The sequence below is a fragment of the Leptospira brenneri genome (genome assembly GCF_002812125.1).
Classification (GTDB): domain Bacteria; phylum Spirochaetota; class Leptospiria; order Leptospirales; family Leptospiraceae; genus Leptospira_A; species Leptospira_A brenneri.
Genome location: NZ_NPDQ01000004.1, coordinates 1 through 19297, shown reverse-complemented (window position 1 = coordinate 19297; position 19297 = coordinate 1). Strand labels below are relative to the sequence as shown.

At 40.5% G+C, this 19297-nt stretch carries 17 protein-coding genes; 7 read left to right on the top strand and 10 right to left on the bottom strand.

The genetic code is table 11. The features are described from left to right. Genes CH361_RS09220 through eno form a run of 6 tightly spaced genes read right to left on the bottom strand, consistent with a single transcriptional unit; the run spans position 1 to position 6175 of the window. Positions 1-1380, bottom strand: coding sequence for a TldD/PmbA family protein (locus CH361_RS09220; RefSeq protein WP_100790942.1), 1380 nt, complete (start codon positions 1378-1380; stop codon positions 1-3). Beyond that, entirely contained in the window at positions 1380-2765 is a 1386-nt protein-coding gene (locus tag CH361_RS09215; RefSeq protein WP_100790552.1) for a TldD/PmbA family protein, read from the bottom strand. The genes CH361_RS09220 and CH361_RS09215 overlap by 1 nt, the downstream gene beginning before the upstream one ends. Before the next feature lie 32 nt (positions 2766-2797). Further along, positions 2798-3808 carry a YheT family hydrolase gene (locus CH361_RS09210; RefSeq protein ID WP_165782250.1) on the bottom strand — a complete coding sequence of 337 codons (1011 nt, stop codon included), beginning with the start codon at positions 3806-3808 and terminating at the stop codon, positions 2798-2800. Continuing rightward, positions 3795-4403, bottom strand: a complete 609-nt coding sequence (locus CH361_RS09205) for a ClpP family protease (RefSeq protein ID WP_100742907.1) — start codon at positions 4401-4403, stop codon at positions 3795-3797. The genes CH361_RS09210 and CH361_RS09205 overlap by 14 nt, the downstream gene beginning before the upstream one ends. A 1-nt stretch (position 4404) precedes the next feature. Continuing rightward, on the bottom strand, positions 4405-4872 hold the full coding sequence (locus CH361_RS09200) for an FtsB family cell division protein (RefSeq protein ID WP_100790551.1): 468 nt from the start codon (positions 4870-4872) through the stop codon (positions 4405-4407). A gap of 1 nt (position 4873) precedes the next feature. Beyond that, positions 4874-6175, bottom strand: coding sequence for a phosphopyruvate hydratase (gene eno / locus CH361_RS09195; protein ID WP_100790550.1), 1302 nt, complete (start codon positions 6173-6175; stop codon positions 4874-4876). 122 nt (positions 6176-6297) lie between these two features. Here eno and lepA point away from each other — a divergent pair, with 122 nt between their 5' ends. From lepA to CH361_RS09175, 4 genes are all read left to right on the top strand, one after another. Beyond that, positions 6298-8103 carry a translation elongation factor 4 gene (lepA, locus tag CH361_RS09190; protein ID WP_100790549.1) on the top strand — a complete coding sequence of 602 codons (1806 nt, stop codon included), beginning with the start codon at positions 6298-6300 and terminating at the stop codon, positions 8101-8103. A 125-nt stretch (positions 8104-8228) separates the two neighbouring features. Then, entirely contained in the window at positions 8229-9506 is a 1278-nt protein-coding gene (locus CH361_RS09185; protein WP_100790548.1) for a hypothetical protein, read from the top strand. A gap of 5 nt (positions 9507-9511) precedes the next feature. Then, positions 9512-10456 (top strand): glycosyltransferase family 2 protein, encoded by a 945-nt coding sequence (locus CH361_RS09180; RefSeq protein WP_208861420.1) that lies wholly within the window; start codon positions 9512-9514, stop codon positions 10454-10456. Between the two features lie 21 nt (positions 10457-10477). Further along, positions 10478-11308 carry a hypothetical protein gene (locus CH361_RS09175; RefSeq protein WP_100790546.1) on the top strand — a complete coding sequence of 277 codons (831 nt, stop codon included), beginning with the start codon at positions 10478-10480 and terminating at the stop codon, positions 11306-11308. Between the two features lie 100 nt (positions 11309-11408). Here CH361_RS09175 and CH361_RS09170 read toward each other — a convergent pair whose 3' ends face one another. From CH361_RS09170 to CH361_RS09160, 3 genes are read right to left on the bottom strand one after another with little or no spacing between them, the layout of a single operon-like run. Further along, positions 11409-12140 (bottom strand): succinate dehydrogenase/fumarate reductase iron-sulfur subunit, encoded by a 732-nt coding sequence (locus CH361_RS09170; protein WP_165782249.1) that lies wholly within the window; start codon positions 12138-12140, stop codon positions 11409-11411. Between the two features lie 8 nt (positions 12141-12148). Beyond that, a complete protein-coding gene (locus CH361_RS09165) occupies positions 12149-14074 on the bottom strand; it encodes a fumarate reductase/succinate dehydrogenase flavoprotein subunit (RefSeq protein ID WP_100790544.1) in 1926 nt (641 codons plus the stop codon). An 18-nt stretch (positions 14075-14092) separates the two neighbouring features. Further along, a complete protein-coding gene (locus CH361_RS09160; protein ID WP_100790543.1) occupies positions 14093-14782 on the bottom strand; it encodes a succinate dehydrogenase cytochrome b subunit in 690 nt (229 codons plus the stop codon). A 334-nt stretch (positions 14783-15116) separates the two neighbouring features. On the opposite strand from CH361_RS09160, the gene CH361_RS09155 reads away from it, so the two are divergent. After that, positions 15117-15488, top strand: a complete 372-nt coding sequence (locus CH361_RS09155) for a hypothetical protein (protein WP_244279753.1) — start codon at positions 15117-15119, stop codon at positions 15486-15488. Positions 15489-15600: 112 nt separating this feature from the next. Further along, the gene (locus tag CH361_RS09150; RefSeq protein ID WP_100790542.1) at positions 15601-17763 is read left to right on the top strand and encodes a bifunctional SulP family inorganic anion transporter/carbonic anhydrase; all 2163 of its coding nucleotides are present in this window, start codon (positions 15601-15603) and stop codon (positions 17761-17763) included. A gap of 142 nt (positions 17764-17905) precedes the next feature. On the opposite strand, the gene CH361_RS09145 is transcribed toward CH361_RS09150, so the two are convergent. Further along, positions 17906-18289, bottom strand: coding sequence for a DoxX family membrane protein (locus tag CH361_RS09145; RefSeq protein ID WP_100790541.1), 384 nt, complete (start codon positions 18287-18289; stop codon positions 17906-17908). A gap of 218 nt (positions 18290-18507) precedes the next feature. Here CH361_RS09145 and CH361_RS09140 point away from each other — a divergent pair, with 218 nt between their 5' ends. Then, a complete protein-coding gene (locus tag CH361_RS09140) occupies positions 18508-19101 on the top strand; it encodes a hypothetical protein (RefSeq protein ID WP_100790540.1) in 594 nt (197 codons plus the stop codon). Positions 19102-19297: the final 196 nt, after the last annotated feature.

Here is a 19297-nt window from a genome sequence, read left to right as displayed (position 1 = left end):
TTAGTTTTCCGTAACTCCCGTAATCGTAAACCCATCCAGTAACATATAAGGAACAAAGGAAGATTCACCAAGTAATTCTCCTTCTTTAGAAATAGCTTCAATTTGATTTAATGCATCAAAAGCATTTCCTACAATTTGAACCTCGCGAACGGGAATCTTTGCACCGTTTTCGAGGACATACCCACCTTTGATTACCCCAGAAAAATCTCCTGAAGCCCCATCTTTAGTTCCTGAGATTCGGTTCACAAATAGAGTTCTGCCCGGAAGTTTGAAAAACTCATCTTTGGAAGAAGTTCCCGGTGCAATCTGGAGTTGTTTTGGGCCGCAACCAGGAAGGCTTTGTGCCCCGCCCGTGGCCGATCCATTGGATTTTGGAAGGCCGGCTTTTTTTGCCTCATAGGTATTGTAAAAATAGGTGTTGAGAACTCCCTCGGTTAGGACTGGTTTTCTTGCGGTAGGAAGTCCTTCTCTGTCAAAACCAGTAGATCCCATTAGACCGCTATTTGTTGGGTCATCCCAAATCGAAAGTAGAGAGGAGGCCACCTTTTCACCTAACTTACCTGCCATTTTGGATTTTCCTTTCCGTAGGCTAGTTCCATTGAGTGATCCAATAAAAAGACCGAGAAAAAAAGAATACACGGCATCAGGAGGAAGTAAAACCTTTCCTTGAAAACCCGAAATGGGTTTGGCATAAAGCGCACCCATACATTTATCCCCAAAATTCAGAAAGGCCTTTTTCCATAATGTTTGGAACTGGTCTTTATTAAATCCGCTGGCAGAATCATAATCAAAACTTCCCACAAGATCCCCATCCACACCCATCCCCATAACAGAGGCGGAAAGTTCGGCTCCGAGTTCATGGGCCATCACGCCTTTCGAAGAAACAATCAGTTTATAACCCTTGCTAAGCGAAAAATCACCCGAGTCAATATTGACCTTGGAATATAAATCATTTCTCCAACCCAGTGCTTCTTTGGCTGATGCGACTAGGTCTTCAATTCCTAATTTGTCCAAAGAATCGTCATATTGGTTGAAAACGGCTCGAATGGTTTCCGGATCTGGTAAACATAAATCAAAGTCGGGAGTGGACTGGCTTTTAGCCAAACTATAAGCTTCTTCAATCGATTCATAAAGGCTTGGGATATGGTTGGAGATGATAAAACCTTGGTTTCCTTCTGCTATCACCCGAATCCCAAACATATTTTCTTCCGTCGCCGTACAGTTGTTTAAATCATTTTTTTCTAAACTAACATCTTCCGAGTAACCATAACTGGAATAAATTTCTACCTGATCGATTCCGTTTGATTTTGCTTTTTTGACTAAATTAGAAAGTAAATCTTTTTGGTCGTTTAACCGTTTTTCAATCGAATGACGATCCATCATTTACCACCAAGTAATACTTTTGTCCGAACATAAGGACCACCAGCATCCACCTTAGCAGGTTGTCCCTTCCCGCAGTGACCGGAGCCCAAATCCCATTTGAATTCTTTGGAAACCATATCCACATTTTGTAATACATCAAAGGCAAGTCCAGAAACGGTTACCCCTTTCAAAAGATCGGTGATCTTTCCATTTTGGATGCGGTAGGCTTTTTGAACGGCAAACATAAATTCACCGGTCGCATCCGCCTGGCCGTTTTTAGCACCATCTAGATAATATCCATCTTTTGTATTTGCGATCATTTCTTCCAAACTAGAATCCCCTGGCATAAGAAAGGTATTCCGCATCCGAATGAGAGGAACATCTCCATATTCCCAAGCCCTTGCTGATCCCGTGGGAGCCACTCCAAATCGTTCTGCCGTTTCTCGGTTATGAAGATAGGAGGAGAGGATTCCATTTTTGATAATGACTGTATTTGTGGGAATCACACCTTCATCATCCACAGGGATGGAACCACCAGCACCTTCATAATATTCGGAATATCCAGAGTCGCATAACGTCACAAGATCGGATCCCACACGGTGCCCAATCTTTCCTTGGGCCACAGATCCAGAGAGAACAAAGTCTGCCTCTACTGTATGCCCAATGGCTTCATGAACGAGGAGACCAACAATAGAGGGCGAAAGGATCACCGTAGACAGACCACCATCAGGAAGGATGCTAGAAAGTAAATCCACAGCGGTTTTACAAGCCTCATCGGAAATTTCAGTAGGTGACTGAGAACGAAAAAGACAATCCCATCCTCCTGTCACTCCGATGGAATGAGAACCGGATTCCATCTTTCCATCTTCTTTGGCAACGGCAGACACTCGAAACTCTGGCCTTACCATAGTAAAAAAACTATCGGCCCCATCTGTCGTGACGATGGCTTTTTCTTCATAAATTTCGGAATACCCACAACCAACTGATTGTAGTTTTGCGGATTGTTTAGCGGCAGCGTTTTGGATGTCGAGAACGAGTTTTAATTTTTCTTCTACACTGCGACCTCGAAAGTCCTCAATTCCTTTTCCAATAAAATCTCCGATAGCAAAATTGGCTTTTGGTAGATTCGGAATTTTGTCCTTTCGCAAAGCAGAAGATAGGCGAGCTGCTTTTTTTGCCACTTGGATGGCATTTTGAATGGAAAATTTTGAGATTTCACTCGTAGAAGCAAAACCCCAAGTACCTGCTTCTAAAACGCGAACACCTACCCCTGTTCTTTTTCGAAGGGCAGTCGATTCCACTCGTCCTCTTTCGGCAAAAAAAGAACGACTTTCTTTATGATGGTATCTAAGTTCCACAAATCCGGACTCTTCGCCCAAACATTCTTTTAATAGGTCGCGCATAAAATCCTACCTTATCTTTAATTATTGTTAAACTACTTGATTTGAGAATCAAAAAAATCGAGGAGAATCCGAGGAAGCCACCTTCCTTCTGGATTGTCGGGAGATGGGTCACTGATAAATCCTACATGCCCACCTTTTTCCGTAAGTACGGTCTGGAGTAGTGGATAGGAATTCCAACGAATTTCATGCCAAACTTCCGAAGGAACCACTGGATCATCATCTGCATGGACAATGAGTCCCGGGATTTTAATTCCACCTAGATATTTCACACTAGAACAAATATTATAGTATTCTAAAACATTCGCATAACCAGAAATTGGTGCTGTAAAAAAATCATCAAAATCAAAAAATGACTTACTACGGAGCACTCTTTCTTTCATTTTATCAGAAATTTCATAAATCCCTGAGGTTACCTTTTCCTTCATTGTATCCAAAAAATGATCTCTGTAGAAATTGCCTGCTCTGGAATCAATAAAGTCACAACTGCGTTTTAAATCCAAAGGAGGGGAGGTGGCAGAAAACGCTTTTGTGTAATGTTCCCTTCTTTCTCCCAAAAATTTCATCACCATATTTGCGGATAAAGAAAACCCGGAAACAAATATGGATCTTGTAAAATGTTTATAAATATATTTGAGTACAACTTCTAAGTCTTCGGATTGGCCGGCGTTATAAGGTTTTTTAGCAAGGCCAAGACCTCGACCACAGTTTCGCAAATTCATCCGCACCACACCATAACCACGATTCAGGGCTTCTTTGCCAGCACTGACCATATAATGGGATTCAGAACTACCCTCCATCCCGTGAATGAGAAGTAAGTAATATCCATTCCATTTAGATGCTTTTTTTCGGACTTGTGAAAGAGGAGGGTTGTGTTCTAACCAAAGAATATCCCCAGACCCATCGTTTGTAGGAATGAGGATACTCTCTGAATAATACTCATCCTCCAAAGAATTGTCTGGAGGAAAAAGTACGTTGTAGACAGTTTGTAGATGTCTACCTTCTAAAAATCTTCTAGGTTTAAACTCTCTGTTAGACGACGTCAATTGTGTTTACGATCTTATCTACAATCCCGTAAGCAAGAGCTTGGTCGGCATCCATATAATAATCGCGATCGGTGTCTTCCACCAATTGTTCGTAGGTTTTGCCACAAGCCTCAGCTAACATTTGATTGAGTTTTTCTTTGGTTTTGACAATGTCCTGAGCATGGATGAGTAAATCCGTAGCAGGAGCTTGGATCTGTCCTCCAATAGAAGGTTGGTGGATCATCACTCGACCGTTAGGCCAAATGTAACGATTTCCCTTTTTTCCTCCAATGAGAAGGATGGAACCCATAGAAGCTGCCATTCCCATACAAACTGTATGCACGGGAGAGGAAATCATTTGCATGGTGTCGTAGACAACAAGACCAGAGGTGACAACACCACCGGGGCTATTGATATAAAACGTGATTGGTTTTCCAGGATCCACCATTTCCAAATACATGAGTTTGGCGGTTAGTTCTTTGGAGGATTCGTCAGTGACAGGACCCCAGAGAAAGATTTTCCTTTTTTCCAGGAACTTCTTTCCCATGTTTTTGTCGCTAATGAGATCTTGGATGGTTTCGGTAATTTCTTTTTCTGGTGTTTCTTCTTCTGGCATATTAATTCAGTCTTTTGTCATTAGACATAGGATGCAAGCGTTTCAGCTTGAAGTAAACGCCTAGAATCAGGAAAACACTGAAAGAAATAAAAAAGAAACGTAATAAAAAGAGTGGGGGCTCTTTCCATTCCCCGCTGAGGCCCGCTGTTCGTAGACCCGCAGGTAGGGTTTTTGATTTTTGTGAGACAGGGGAAGAAGGCATTTCTTCAAATTTCAATACATGCGCCGTTTCAGAAAGAAGATAGTATTTCCTTGCTTCCTGTTCTAAGGCATAGGCGTCATTTTTTAGGCGGCGTTCTTTTTCTTCCAACCCTTGGTTTTCTACCACAAGCCTCTCCACCTCTGCATTGAGATTTTGTAATTCTTTCTCAAGGCGCATACGTTCAGCAATCCCTGACTCGGACAAAAGTCCAAGATAGAGACCTGCACAAATATATGTTACAAGAAGAGAGGCTTTCGTTGGTGTCATATTACCTTAAGTTGTAAAAAGTATTTACTCCGCTATAAGTCGCATTTTTTCCAAGTTCTTCTTCGATGCGAAGGAGTTCGTTGTATTTTGCGATCCTGTCCGTTCGACTTAAAGATCCTGTTTTGATCTGACCAGAATTGGTTGCCACGGCAATATGCGAAATCGTCGCATCTTCCGTTTCTCCAGATCTATGGGAAACAACCGCAGTATACTGCGCTTTTTTCGCCATTTCAATGGCACTCAGGGTTTCCGTGAGAGTCCCGATTTGGTTCACTTTGATGAGAATGGAGTTACCAATCCCTTTATCGATCCCTTGGGCGAGTTTTTTGATATTGGTTACGAACAAATCATCCCCCACAAGTTGGATCTTTTTCCCGAGTTTATCGGAAAGTTTTTTCCAGCCGGACCAATCGTTTTCATCCAGACCGTCTTCCATGGTAATGATCGGATACTTGGACACTAAATTTGAGTAGTATTCTACGAGTTCTTCGGCAGTCTTTTCTGGTTTTTTCTCAGCTTTCAGGACATACTTCTTTTTCTTCTCATCGTAGAACTCGGAGGCAGCGCAGTCCAAACCAATTTTGATGTCTAGGTCTGGTTTGTATCCAGCCTTTTCAATCGCAGTGAGGATCACTTCTATGGCTTCACTATTACTGGTTAGGTTAGGAGCAAAACCCCCTTCGTCACCGACAGCGGTATTCAGACCTTTTCCTTTCAAAACGGACTTTAGGCTATGGAAAACTTCAGCACCCATACGCAGGGCTTCGCGGAAATTCGGTGCCGAAACAGGTAAGATCATAAATTCTTGGAAGTCGATATTGTTGTCTGCGTGAGCACCACCATTGATGATATTCATCATGGGAACGGGAAGTTCACGAGCAAAAGTTCCACCAATATAACGGTAAAGTGGAAGACCAGTATGAACGCTTGCGGCTTTCGCAACTGCCATGGAAACACCGAGAAGGGCATTGGCACCTAACTTAGATTTATTGGCTGTTCCATCGAGAGCGATCATGGTTCCATCAATAAGAAGTTGGTTGGTTGCCGAAAGGCCTAAGATGGATTTAGAAATTTTAGAATTTACATTTTCTACGGCTTTCAGTACACCTTTTCCGGAGTATCTTTTTTTATCGCCGTCACGAAGTTCTACGGCTTCATGTTCGCCTGTCGATGCACCAGAAGGAACCGCCGCACGACCAAAAGAACCGTCTTCAAGAGTGACATCCACTTCAACGGTTGGATTTCCTCTGGAATCCATGATTTCACGGGCTTTGACGGAACGAATGCTATCTTTTTGGGACATCGGGAATTGTTTCTCCTAAGGGATAATTTCCTCCCAGTCTTAGGAATTTTAAGCCTCTGACAATAAACTTTTTCGACAAAGAGCCTAGTTCCAGGAAAATGACTTAAAAAGAAGAGGGAACCGTGAACGAACGCCAAAAATTCACCCGCAATTTTTCCATCATCGCCCATGTCGACCATGGAAAATCCACTCTGGCGGATCGTTTGCTTGAGATTGGTCTTGTCACCGACCAAAGGACAAAAAAAGACCAAATCCTCGATTCCATGGATATCGAAAGAGAACGTGGGATCACCATCAAAGCAAACAATGCTTCCTTTGATTACCATGCGAAAGATGGGAATGTCTATCACCTGAATTTAATTGATACTCCGGGCCACGTAGACTTTACGTACGAAGTGTCTCGGTCTCTGGCTGCCTGCGAAGGGGTTTTACTCATTGTAGATGCAAGCCAAGGGGTAGAAGCCCAAACCTTAGCGAACCTATATTTGGCGATGGATCTCGATCTTCGCATAATTCCCGTTATTAATAAAATCGATCTTCCTTCCGCCGATATTGACAAATGTAAACTAATGATTGAAGAGTCTCTCGGGCTCAATCCCGATGAAGCCATCCCCATTTCTGCAAAAACAGGACTGAATGTACAGGACGTACTCGAAGCCATTTGTTATTTACTTCCACCACCGGTGGGTGATGTGGATGCTCCTCTGAAAGCATTGATTTATGATTCCTTCTTTGATACCTATATGGGTGTGGTAGCCAAAGTGCGTTTGTATGATGGGAAACTCCGCAAGGGCGAAATGATCCATATGATGAACATTGGTCGCCAGTTTACTGTGACGGAAGTCGGAATCAATCGCCTTTCTATGGTTTCGGCAGAGGAATTACAAGCCGGGGATGTAGGTTACGTCGTTGCCGGTATGAAAAAGATGGGAGATGCCAAGACCGGGGACACCATCACTCATGCCAATAGACAAACGGCAGAAGATGTCAAAGGATTTAAAGATGCAAAACCTATGGTATTTGCAGGACTTTTTCCTATTAACGGAGAAGACTTTGATGCTCTTGTGGATGCCATCGAAAAACTAAAGTTAAACGACTCTGCTCTTACCTTTGAAAGAGAAAATTCTGCTGCATTGGGATTTGGTTTCCGGGTAGGTTATCTTGGCCTCCTTCATATGGAAATTGTACAGGAAAGGCTTGAGAGAGAATTCAATTTAGCACTGATCACAACGGCTCCTTCTGTAAAATTCAGAATCACCACTACCAAAGATGATGTGATCGAAGTGGATAACCCGAGTAAATGGCCAGACCCCATTTTAATCGGAAAGTCAGAAGAACCTTTTGTGAAGGCCACCATCATTGCCCCAGAATCCTATGTGGGAAATATCATGTCTCTTGTGATTGAAAAACGAGGAATCCATATGGATACGGTTTATCTTTCTAAAGACAAACTCCAACTTACTTACGAACTTCCCCTTGCAGAACTGATCTTTGAATTTTATGATAAACTCAAATCCTATACCAAGGGATACGCTTCTTTGGATTATGAAGAAGTGGGTTACCGTGATTCCAAACTCGTTCGTATGGATATCCTTGTGAACGGGGAGCCGGTGGATGCACTCTCTTCCATTGTCCACAAATCCAAGGCGGAGGAGCGGGGACGGGTCATCATCGAAAAACTGAAAGACCTGATTCCTCGTCACCAATTTATGATTCCTTTGCAAGCTGCCATCGGTTCGAAAGTGGTGGCTCGGGAAAGTATTTCTGCTCTTCGTAAAAACGTAACGGCAAAATGTTACGGTGGGGATATTTCTCGTAAGAAGAAACTCTTAGAGAAACAGAAAGAAGGTAAAAAACGAATGAAACAAATTGGAAATGTGGAAATTCCACAAGAAGCCTTCCTTTCCATTTTGAAAACTGGGGACTAGAGGATTTAAAGGATCATTCATTTCTATCCATTTCTGCGAAGGAAAGCCACTTGGCAGAAAAGAAAAACCAAACTTTCTATTGTTTTCTACCACAACGGGAACGGTAAAACCCAAGGTAATATGAAATGAAATCCTTGTCTTTGGGTTTTACCAACCAGTCCAAGAATTTCCCTGACCTCCCCATCCAAATCGATGAAGTTCCCCTTCTTGCCTTAGAAACCTTTCCGACTGACTCGCATACGAAGACCCATCTGAGTCCTGAGATTTTCCTCCGTAGAGACTCCAAGGGTAAATTCATTCCCAATCTTTATTTGATTCGAGACGATTTACTCCCATTCGGATTCGGAACCAAATGGCGGAAAGCACTTGGTATTATTGAATATTTAAAATCAAATCGGATCAAACAAGTTCTCCTTTGGGGTGCGATCCATGGAAATTATTTAGCCAGTTTTACTTATATCTTTAGGTGCTTTGAAATAGAAGTTGAAACCATTGCCTATACCAGGGATCCAAAATTAAAAACCTATAATGAACAATTAGTTCGAGGACATTCACATTCAATTCATTGTTATGCGAATCGAAAAGAGGCTTATGCTGCTTGGTTTGAAAAGAAAGAAAGATATCAGGGCCTTGCACTTCCGGAATTTGGAATCCATCCGGGACAGATCCTAGGCCTAAAAGAGTTTTGGGAAAATCTAAAAAAAGAAATGGAAATTTGTTTGAAGGGAAAGCCAACTCACAAAGGACAAGAAGAATCAGAACCTACAGAAAAGGGTTATGGAATCGATACTACACCCCCAAACATAAGGCAAAATCCGCAAGGAATCGATTCCATCCTCGTGATGGAAATTGGATCGGGAGCTACCTTTCTTTCTGCTCTGGATGTGTTCCAAGAAACATCAGTCCTTGTTTTAGGTGTGATGGTGGGGGAACCGAAAGTGGAATGGATTGGAAAAATCGAGAGTATACAAAGACAATTAGGACTAAAAACCATTCCCATTCCATCAGAACAGATTTTAGAGATTCCAAGCCAAATCCCAGGTAACGGACAAAAAACAGACCTACCGATAGAACCGAAAAAGAAATCCATTTCCTTTGGAAAGAATCACAAAACAATTACGGAATGGATTGCCGATTTTTATCGTAATACGAATATTCTTTTGGAACCAGTGTATAGCGGAATTACTGTTTACCCTTTATTACGAGAAATATACGAAATGAGAGATTCCGCAAAAAATAATCCAGTTGAGAATTCTCAAATAAATTCTGGGAAAGATTTGTATGCCAAACAAAACCAATTTCTCAGACGTAACATTCCAGGTGAACTGGTTCCTGTTTTTTATCTCCACCAAGGGGGACAAATCCAACATCTCGATTTGATTTTGGATAAAGATTCAAAATAAATCCCATGGAAAAAGCACTCGTATCCATTATCATCCCCACCTTTAACCGCAAAGCCGTAGTGGATCGTGCCATCAAATCTGTGATCGGGCAAACCTATCCGCATTGGGAGCTTCATATAGTGGACGATGGATCCACAGATGGAACTTGGATGGATGTACTTTCGAAACTTCCCAGTTGGAAAGGAAAACTCACATCTTTTGGGAGGCAACAAAAGTCAATCCAAGTCCACCAAACAGAACATAGGGGAGTGAGTGGTGCCAGGAATTTTGGAATGGAAAAAGCAAATGGGGAATGGATAGCCTTTTTAGATTCCGATGATGAGTGGTTTCCCGAAAAACTTTCCAAACAAATGGAATTTCATAAATCAAATCCCGAATTTTCTTTTTCCCAAACCAAAGAAGTTTGGAATAAAAAAGGAAACCTAATGGAACCCAAAGGCAAATACAGGAAACTTTCGGGGTGGTTTTTAAAAGAGTCTTTGGACATTTGTATGGTAACTTCTTCCAGTTTTTTGGCTCATAAACCAACCTTGGAACAAGTGGGCCGGTTTCGCACCGAACTACCTATATGCGAAGATTATGATTTATGGAACCGAATTTTATTATCTGGCCATGGAATCGGGTTGCTTTCAGAAAATTTGATGGTCCGTTATGGTGGGCACGATAACCAACTTTCAAATCAGTATGATGCACAGGAAAGGTTTCGATTGTATTCACTCCTTCTCACAAGAGAAGAATTAAAAGAAAATGGAGACTGGAATTCATTACCAGAGACCTCGCAAAACTTGATGACAGATGCCATCCAATCTCGGTTTTCTACAATGATCCAGGGGAGAACCAAACGAGGGAAAGACTCAAGATGGATCCAGGAATTGTTCGAAATTTTTCTAGCGGGGAAATCCATAGAGAAAAAGGATTTGTTGACTTTGCTAGATCACTCCTTATTTTAACTCTGAAAAAGTAGGGCTATTATGATCCAATTTCGTCTTTTGTTTCTTTTATTATTTGTTTTACTCCATGGCTCTCTGCTTTTGGCAGATCCCAATCCACCTTATGAAATTCGGTTTCGAGTTGCGAAAAACAATCTCCCTTTAAAAACAAAAGGTGATCCATATTTTCTAAGTCATCTTCTTGAGTTTAGAATTTTCCAAGCCTTACATTTAGATTTTAGCCCAGAAGAGATGGCTACCATCTCTGATTTTATTTTGGAGAATGCATCTAAAGAAAATCCAAACCAAATTGTCATTCCTGGTTATGAAAACGATTTAGATCTTATCATTGGATTTCGTTATATTGAAAAACAAGGAGATCTTTTGTTTCTTGTAGTCACTAATTACAATATTGAAACAGAAAGTATCAATACAAGCGATCTGCAAAAACAACTGGCGACCATTTGTCAGGTGAAATCCAATCGATTTGTTTATTTTGAAGATCTTTATTCCGAGAAAAAAATTTCCGAATACAAAGAGTCTGGTAAACTTTTAAGTTTGGCCAACCACTACTTAATGGATGAAGATCCAACCAATGATCAGTTAGTTGATCCCATTTTAGATACGATCCTTGCTGATGAAACCAAAGAAGAATTGGAGAAATTTTACGCTTTTTTAACAAGAGGCCAACTAGCGCTCATCCAAAGAAATCTAAAGTTAGCAGAAGAAATTCATTCTAAATCAATTCCTAGAATACAAAAAATGAGCGGTAATGAGAAGGAGAAAGCAGTATTCATTTTGAAAATCTATACCAAAGAATTAGAACTAATGAAACTCTATTTCAAAAAAGAAACTCATCCTTTAAAAACATAAAACCCGACTGTCTCCAATCGGGTTTTGTAAAATGCCGCAAGAAAACCAATGGTTTTTGCGGCTGATTTCCTAAAAATAAATCTCTCTAAAGTTTTTTTACTTAGCTAGAGATATATTCTCGGTTCAATCTTGTGATGAAGTTCACCGAAATTTCTTTCGGACAAGCTGCTTCACATTCGTATTGGTTTGTACAATTTCCAAATCCCTCTTTGTCCATTGCGCGTACCATCTTACGAACTCGCTCTTTCTTTTCGACCACCCCTTGTGGAAGAAGTGCCAAGTGAGAAACTTTTGCAGAAACAAAGAGCATTGCAGAAGCATTTTTACACGCAGCCACACAAGCCCCACATCCAATACAAGTTGCGGCATCCATCGCAAGGTCAGCATTTACTTTCGGAATTGGTAGAGCGTTTCCATCCGGAGCTCCACCCGTATTGATGGATACGTATCCACCTGCTTGGATGATTCGGTCAAAAGCAGAACGATCTACAATTAAGTCTTTCGCTACCGGGAAAGCTTTGGCTCTCCATGGTTCGATATAAATTGTCTCACCGTCTTTGAACTTACGCATATGCAATTGGCAAGTAGTCGTACCTTTTTCTGGCCCATGGGGAACGCCGTTGATTACCATTGAGCACGCCCCACAAATTCCTTCGCGGCAATCGTGATCGAATGCAATCGGTTCATCCCCTTTTTTGATCAGGTCATCATTGACTACATCCAACATCTCAAGGAAAGACATGTGTTCGCTTACGTTTTTTGCTTCGTAGCTCACCATACGACCTTTATCGTTTTTGTCTTTTTGTCTCCAAACTTTAAGGTGTAAATTCATTGTATCCATTATTTGTAGCTCCTTACGGCTAGGTGGATGTTTTCATACTCGAGTTTTTCACGGTGTTCTACTGGAGTTTTTCCTTCACCTTTGTATTCCCAAGCTGTTACGTGACAGAACTTATCATCATTACGTTTTGCTTCTCCATCTTCTGTTTGGTGTTCCTCACGGAAGTGACCACCACAAGACTCTTCTCTTGTAAGTGCATCCAAACAAAGTAGTTCGCCAAACTCTAAATAGTCAGCAACACGACCCGCTTTTTCTAACTCTTGGTTGAGTTCAGACCCAGAACCCGCTACTTTTACGTTTTTCCAGAATTCTTCACGAAGCTCTGGAATTCTTTGTAGGGCATCCTTCAAACCTTTTTCATTACGAGCCATACCACACTGATCCCACATGATTTTACCGAGTGCTCTATGGAAATCATCTGGAGTTTTTTTACCGTTGATGGAGAGGAGTTTATTTGTCATCTCACGAACGCGGGCTTCTGCTTCTTTGAATTCCGGTCTATCAGTAGAGATATTTTTATGACCTTCTCTGGCAAAGTAATCACCAATAGTGTAAGGAATCACAAAGTATCCGTCGGCAAGACCTTGCATGAGAGCAGATGCTCCGAGGCGGTTCGCACCATGGTCAGAGAAGTTAGCTTCTCCTAAAACGTGAAGTCCTGGAATGTTGGACATAAGGTTGTAATCTACCCAAAGTCCACCCATTGTATAGTGAACCGCTGGATAAATTCGCATTGGAACTTTGTATGGGTTTTCACCAGTAATACGTTCATACATTTGGAAGAGGTTGTCATAACGGTCAGCAACGACTGGTTCACCCAAACGTTTGATGGAATCAGAAAAATCTAAATACACACCAAGTCGTTTGTCACCAACCTTTGGACCCACTCCTAAACCATTATCACAGGCCTCTTTTGCGGAACGAGACGAGATATCACGAGGCGCTAAGTTTCCGTAAGAAGGGTATTTTCTTTCGAGATAATAATCTCTTTCATCTTCTGGAATTTCGTGAGGAGCACGCAGATCGTCTTTTTTCTTAGGAACCCAAACCCTTCCGTCGTTACGAAGAGATTCAGACATAAGTGTCAATTTAGACTGATAGTCTCCTGCCTGAGGAATACAAGTTGGGTGAATTTGCGTATAACACGGGTTTGCAAATCCAGCACCTTTTTTATAAGCGCGGTAAGTGGCAGTAACATTCGAACCTTTTGCGTTGGTAGAAAGATAAAATACGTTTCCGTATCCACCGGATGCTAAAATAACAGAATCACCAGCATGCGAGGAAATCTCACCAGTCACTAGATCACGAACTACAATTCCTTTGGCATGTCCATCCACGAGAACCAGTTCCAACATCTCAGTTCTTGGATACATTTTCACAGCACCGCGAGAGATTTGTTTTTCTAATGCAGAGTAGGCACCAAGTAACAACTGTTGCCCGGTTTGTCCTTTCGCATAAAAAGTACGAGATACTTGCGCTCCACCAAATGACCGGTTGGAAAGTGTTCCACCATACTCGCGAGCGAAAGGAACTCCTTGTGCCACACATTGGTCAATAATATTTGTAGATTCATGCGCCAATCGGTAAACGTTTGCTTCTCTTGCGCGGAAATCGCCACCCTTTACCGTATCGTAGAACAAACGATAAACAGAGTCACCATCGTTTTGATAGTTTTTTGCAGCATTGATACCACCTTGGGCAGCAATAGAGTGAGCTCGTCTTGGACTGTCTTGGAAACAGAAAACAGAAACTTGGTATCCAAGTTCAGAGAGTGTAGCAGCAGCGGAAGCCCCCGCAAGGCCAGTTCCTACGATGATGACTTTGTATTTACGTTTGTTCGCCGGGTTTACAAGTTTAATGTCTTGTTTGTGTTTGTCCCATTTTTGTTCCAAAGGACCCGACGGTATTTTTGCATCTAATTTCATAACTTCTCCTAAAAACCCTTAACGAACATACCCGAGTAAAATCGAGATTGGCATCGAACAATTTCCAAGGAAAATGATAAGACCAAGTCCTGTGGAAAGTTTTTGAATGGTGGGGTTGTGTTTTGGCGCCAAAATTCCTAAAGTTTGAAACATCGATCCCAAAGCATGAGAAAAATGAAGAGCTAGGAACACCATAAAAACAATGTATGTACCTGAAATGATAGGATCTTGAAATCCTAAGATCACCATTGCATAAACATCATGAACCACATCTCCGTTTTTAAGAATGTATTCAAAACTGTAATGTTCAGGATTAGTGATTCCTAAAGTAAAATGAGCCAAGTGGTAAACAAGAAAGGTGAGTAAAAGAAGTCCACTATAAGCCATTGTCCGAGAAGCTAAAGAAGCTTGGATGGTAGAACCTTTTGCATAAGACACGGGTCTTGCACTTCCGTTCTCAAACTTAAGGAGGATGGCGGTGCAAACGTGTCCAAAAAAGGCCACAATGAGTCCAATCCGCGCAACCCATAAGAGTGGACCTAAATCCTTAAGAAACTTTGCGTAGGTGTTTAATTTTTCTGGTCCTTGGAAAACCTGTAGGTTTCCGACCATGTGAAGGATCACGAATCCAAACCAGATAAATCCGGTAATGGCCATTATGATCTTCTTTCCAATTGAGGATCGAAAGAAGTCTAAACTCAACGTCATTGAAGAGCTCCTATAGAGTGTAGGTGTAATTTTTCTATTACGTCCAGTTTCAGACTGATTCCACTTCCCGTAAATTCATAAATCTTTTTAGACTTGGACTTACAATTTTGAGTTTGTTTCTCAATAAAAGGAGGAGGGAACCTCAGCGATTGGAAAAGGGGTTGAGTCAGGATCGAAAGCGAATGATTCTTGCAAAATCTTGTTTAGATTACGAAAACGGAATGTCCTGGTTCTGATGGAGAGGGTTCGGACTCCCGTTTTGATCCTTTTTTGTCTCCCATTCCTTCTCTGTTCTAGGCAGAATGGAAGTTTTACCAACAACCGAAAAACCTATTTGAAGGAAGTTGGGTTACCCATCCTAGTCACAATACAACCCAGACATAAAATCACAGCTAAAGAATTGCAGTTGTTCATCAAAACAGAAAACCTAACAGAAGATAGCATTTCAAAATTCCAAATTTTATTTTTTGCTCGCGACAAAGAGAATCAAATTTTGATTCCAGAAGATAAAAAAACTCCGGAGTTAATTTGTTCCATCGAAAAAAATATTCACCCGAACGTCATCATCAAATGCCATGTTGGTCCTTATGTTTATAAGGACCTATGGTCTTCCATTCAAATCCAATCTATATCTTTTACCACAGATAAAAACATCCGTCATGTCATCAGCGAAGAGGATTTGGATGATGTGACCATTTGGTTGTAAGTTTTAGTCATTTTATTGCAAAAAAAAATCTTTCGAATCCGAAATTCTGAAAAGACAAAAATCCAATGGAGTTGACATCCCATAAATGGAATTTTAACCTTCCAAGACCATTATGTTTTCCAAAATCAAACAAGATCTTCCCTCTGGCCTAGTTGTCTTTTTAGTCGCCCTTCCTTTGTGTTTGGGAGTCGCTTTGGCAAGTGGAGCTCCTTTACTTTCTGGAGTCATCTCAGGTGTGATCGGGGGGGTGGTTGTTGGAATCCTAAGCCATTCCAATACAAGTGTTAGTGGCCCTGCTGCAGGACTTGTGACCATTGTTCTTGCAGCCATCGCCAGTATCGGTGATTATCAGTCTTTTCTTTTAGCTGTATTTTTAGCAGGTATTTTCCAAATCATCATCGGTTTCTTACGGGGAGGGTTTATCGCAAACTATGTTCCCTCGAATGTAATCCAAGGGTTACTCGCATCCATCGGAATCATTCTGATTCTCAAACAGATTCCGCATGCCGTGGGGTTTGATGTGGATCCAGAAGAAGACTTTATCTTTTTCCAAAAAGATGGGGAAAATACTTTTTCTGAACTTTTTAATATCATCAAATACTTTTCTTGGGGAGCCGTGACCATCGCAATATCTTCCTTAGCTCTGATGATCGGTTACGATAAGGCAAAATGGAAGGTTCTGAAATTTTTACCATCGCCAGTCCTTGTGATTCTTCTAGGAGTTCTGGTGAATGGAATTTTTCAAACCTATGTTCCAGATTGGTATCTTTCTGAAAAACATCTAGTTTCCATTCCCAATATTAAAAACTGGGAATCAGTATTTTTCTTTCCAAATTTCTCCGCTATCACCGAAACCAAAGTTTGGTATTATGCACTCACCATTGCTGCTTTTGCTACCTTAGAAACACTTCTCAACTTAGATGCTGTAGAAAAAATTGACCCTCACAAACGACTTGCTTCCCCTAACAGAGAATTAGTGGCACAAGGAGTAGGGAATTCGCTCTCAGGTCTCGTCGGTGGACTTCCCATTACTTCGGTGATTGTTAGAAGTTCAGTCAATATCTATGCTGGTGCCCAAACCAAATTATCTACAATTTTCCATGGGATTTTATTATCAATCAGCGTTGTATTCTTTGGATCTTTTTTAAACCTGATTCCACTTTCTTCGTTAGCAGTCATTTTAATTGTTACGGGTTTTAAACTCACAAATCATACACTATATTTAACAATTTACAAAAAAGGTTTTTATCAATTTTTACCTTTTATCGCAACCATAATTGCCATCATCTTTACCGATCTACTTACCGGAGTTTTGATTGGGCTTTCGGTTAGTTTTCTCTTCATCTTGAAAAATAACTATAAAAACCCATTCTTAGTAGAAACAGAAAACTTAAATATTGGAGAAACAGTTAGGATTGAATTACCAAACCAAGTTTCTTTTCTAAACAAAGCATCCATTAAAGACACACTTTGGGCACTCCCCGAAAACTCTAAACTCATTGTGGATGCATCCAATTGCAACTTTATCGATCACGATATTTTAGAACTCTTGGAAGAATTTAAAACCGTTGTCGCGGTCGAAAGAAAAATCCAATTAAATCTGATTGGATTAAAAGATTCGTATGAATTAAGCGATCAAGTGCAGTTTGTTAATATCTTAGATAAAGAAGCCCAACAAAAACTAACTCCCGATGAAATTTTAGATTTCTTAAAACGAGGAAACGAACGTTTTGTCAAAGGAAAATGGTCTGAAAAATATTTTAAACACCAAGTGAATGCCACTGCCTTCGGACAAAATCCCATTGCTGTTGTTTTATCTTGTATTGATTCCAGGACTAGTCCAGAAATCATCTTTGATGCAGGTCTCGGAGATATCATTTCAATCCGTATCGCAGGAAATATCGTCAATGAAGAAATTTTAGGAAGTTTGGAGCTTGCCTGTGCAAAAATCGGAACCAAACTAGTAGTGGTTTTAGGGCATTCTAATTGCGGTGCTGTATCTAGCGCCATCTATGCACTAAGAGAAGGAAACATTGCTAGTGTGACCAAAAAAATTCAAAAGGCCATCGATGAATCGGAAAAAATCATTCATCCCATCCAAAAAGAAAACGAACATATCTTCAATCATGTAGTAAAAGCAAATGTAAAAAACTCAATTGAAGAGATCCTTGCCAATAGCCCGTTCTTAAAGGAAAATGTAGAATTAAAAGCGATCAAAATTGTTCCAGGATTTTACGATACATCCTCCGGAGAGGTTCAGTTTTTCGAAACTTAAATTGATTGGATTTTAAGGTTAGATAATAAAGAAAGAAGCTCTAGATTCTAGAGCTTCTCATCAAAAACTAAACTTTAACTGGAAGTGTTTTCAACCCGGTGATTTTTGAAATCAGACAGTGGATTGAAAACAAATGAAATGATTACTTGTTCACAGGAACAAATAAGGGCTTGTAGACATTCCAATTCACGTAAGCTAGAAAAGCATTGGCAGCGACCACAAAAATACCAACAGGTATTCCATCCGGTGCAATGGTTAGGTGAACCAGGAGAATATTCACAGCGATTGGTGCAATGACAATAGAAGCTAAAGGAACAAATCTTCCAGATAAGAAAGCAAGAGCACACACAAGTTCTGTTACTTTAATCAGTGTGAGTAAATACCCTGATGCCTTTAAACCATCATTAAAGATTTTTAAATCACCAGTCGTTTCCGGTTGCGGAACTAAATTAAAAAGCACCACCACAGAAGCAAATAGGAATAGTGCACCCAGCAAAATCCTAACAATTGTATAAGCAATTTTCATACCATCTTTCCTTTTATAAACGCAATTCCAATCCAGAACTTTTTAGAGCCATCCTAGATTTCGAGAATTGTGGCGGAAAGAACTAGAAAGTCATCTCGTTTTCTAATAATTTCGAAAATCCAAGAGGCTTCCACTTATTTTAAATTTAGGGATTTTTACAAACCAGTTTTGCAATAAACTCATTGTTTGGTGGAACTTATATATAGGATCACATAACCATGAAATTTCGATTCTTATCAATATTCAGTTTTATCATTCTTATTTTGTTTTCAAACTGCCAAACTCCACATCCGTCTGAACTCTCTGCCAAAGAAAGTTCAGAAAAAACGCTACAACTACAATATGCGGAAGAATTGGAAACCAAAGTGCTGAAAGTGGGACCCACACAAGAAATCACCATTGGACAATTGGCACTCAAATCATTTTCAAATACAAGTTCCCGTCTTTTTTCGATTCATTCCGTTTCGCCTGTAAAAACGAATGCTCCCGTTTTACCCGGAGCCATTGTTTTAAGAAAGGTGCAAGTTGATCGGTCTCTAGAATTTGAGGAAGGAACAACAAGATTTCACCACGCCACTTTTGCATCCATTGTTGAATTTTTGGTGGTGAATTCAGCTGGTGAAGAACAGCGAATCCTAGGTCATTCGGAACAAATTACTTCCCAAACCATTCCCTTCAGTGCAGAAGATACCGAATCGAAAGAAAAAATTGCCATTACCATTCAATCCGCGGTAGAAGAAGGACTAACACAAATTGCTTCTCTGAAAGGTTTTTCTCGAATTCTTAAGAGCCAAAATATGTTCCAAAGGTAAGAATCAGGATTTTTGTGCATCTTTTTGTAAAGTATGTATTAAGACAAAACTGTAAAGGATGTATGAGTACACTCACAAATATCCTTAATATAATGCGACATAATACTAATTATGGGAAGTAGCATATTGCTTCATAATAGATGGTATCTGAAATCAAAATAATGCTTCAAAAGTAAAAGTATTCGAAGTAACATTC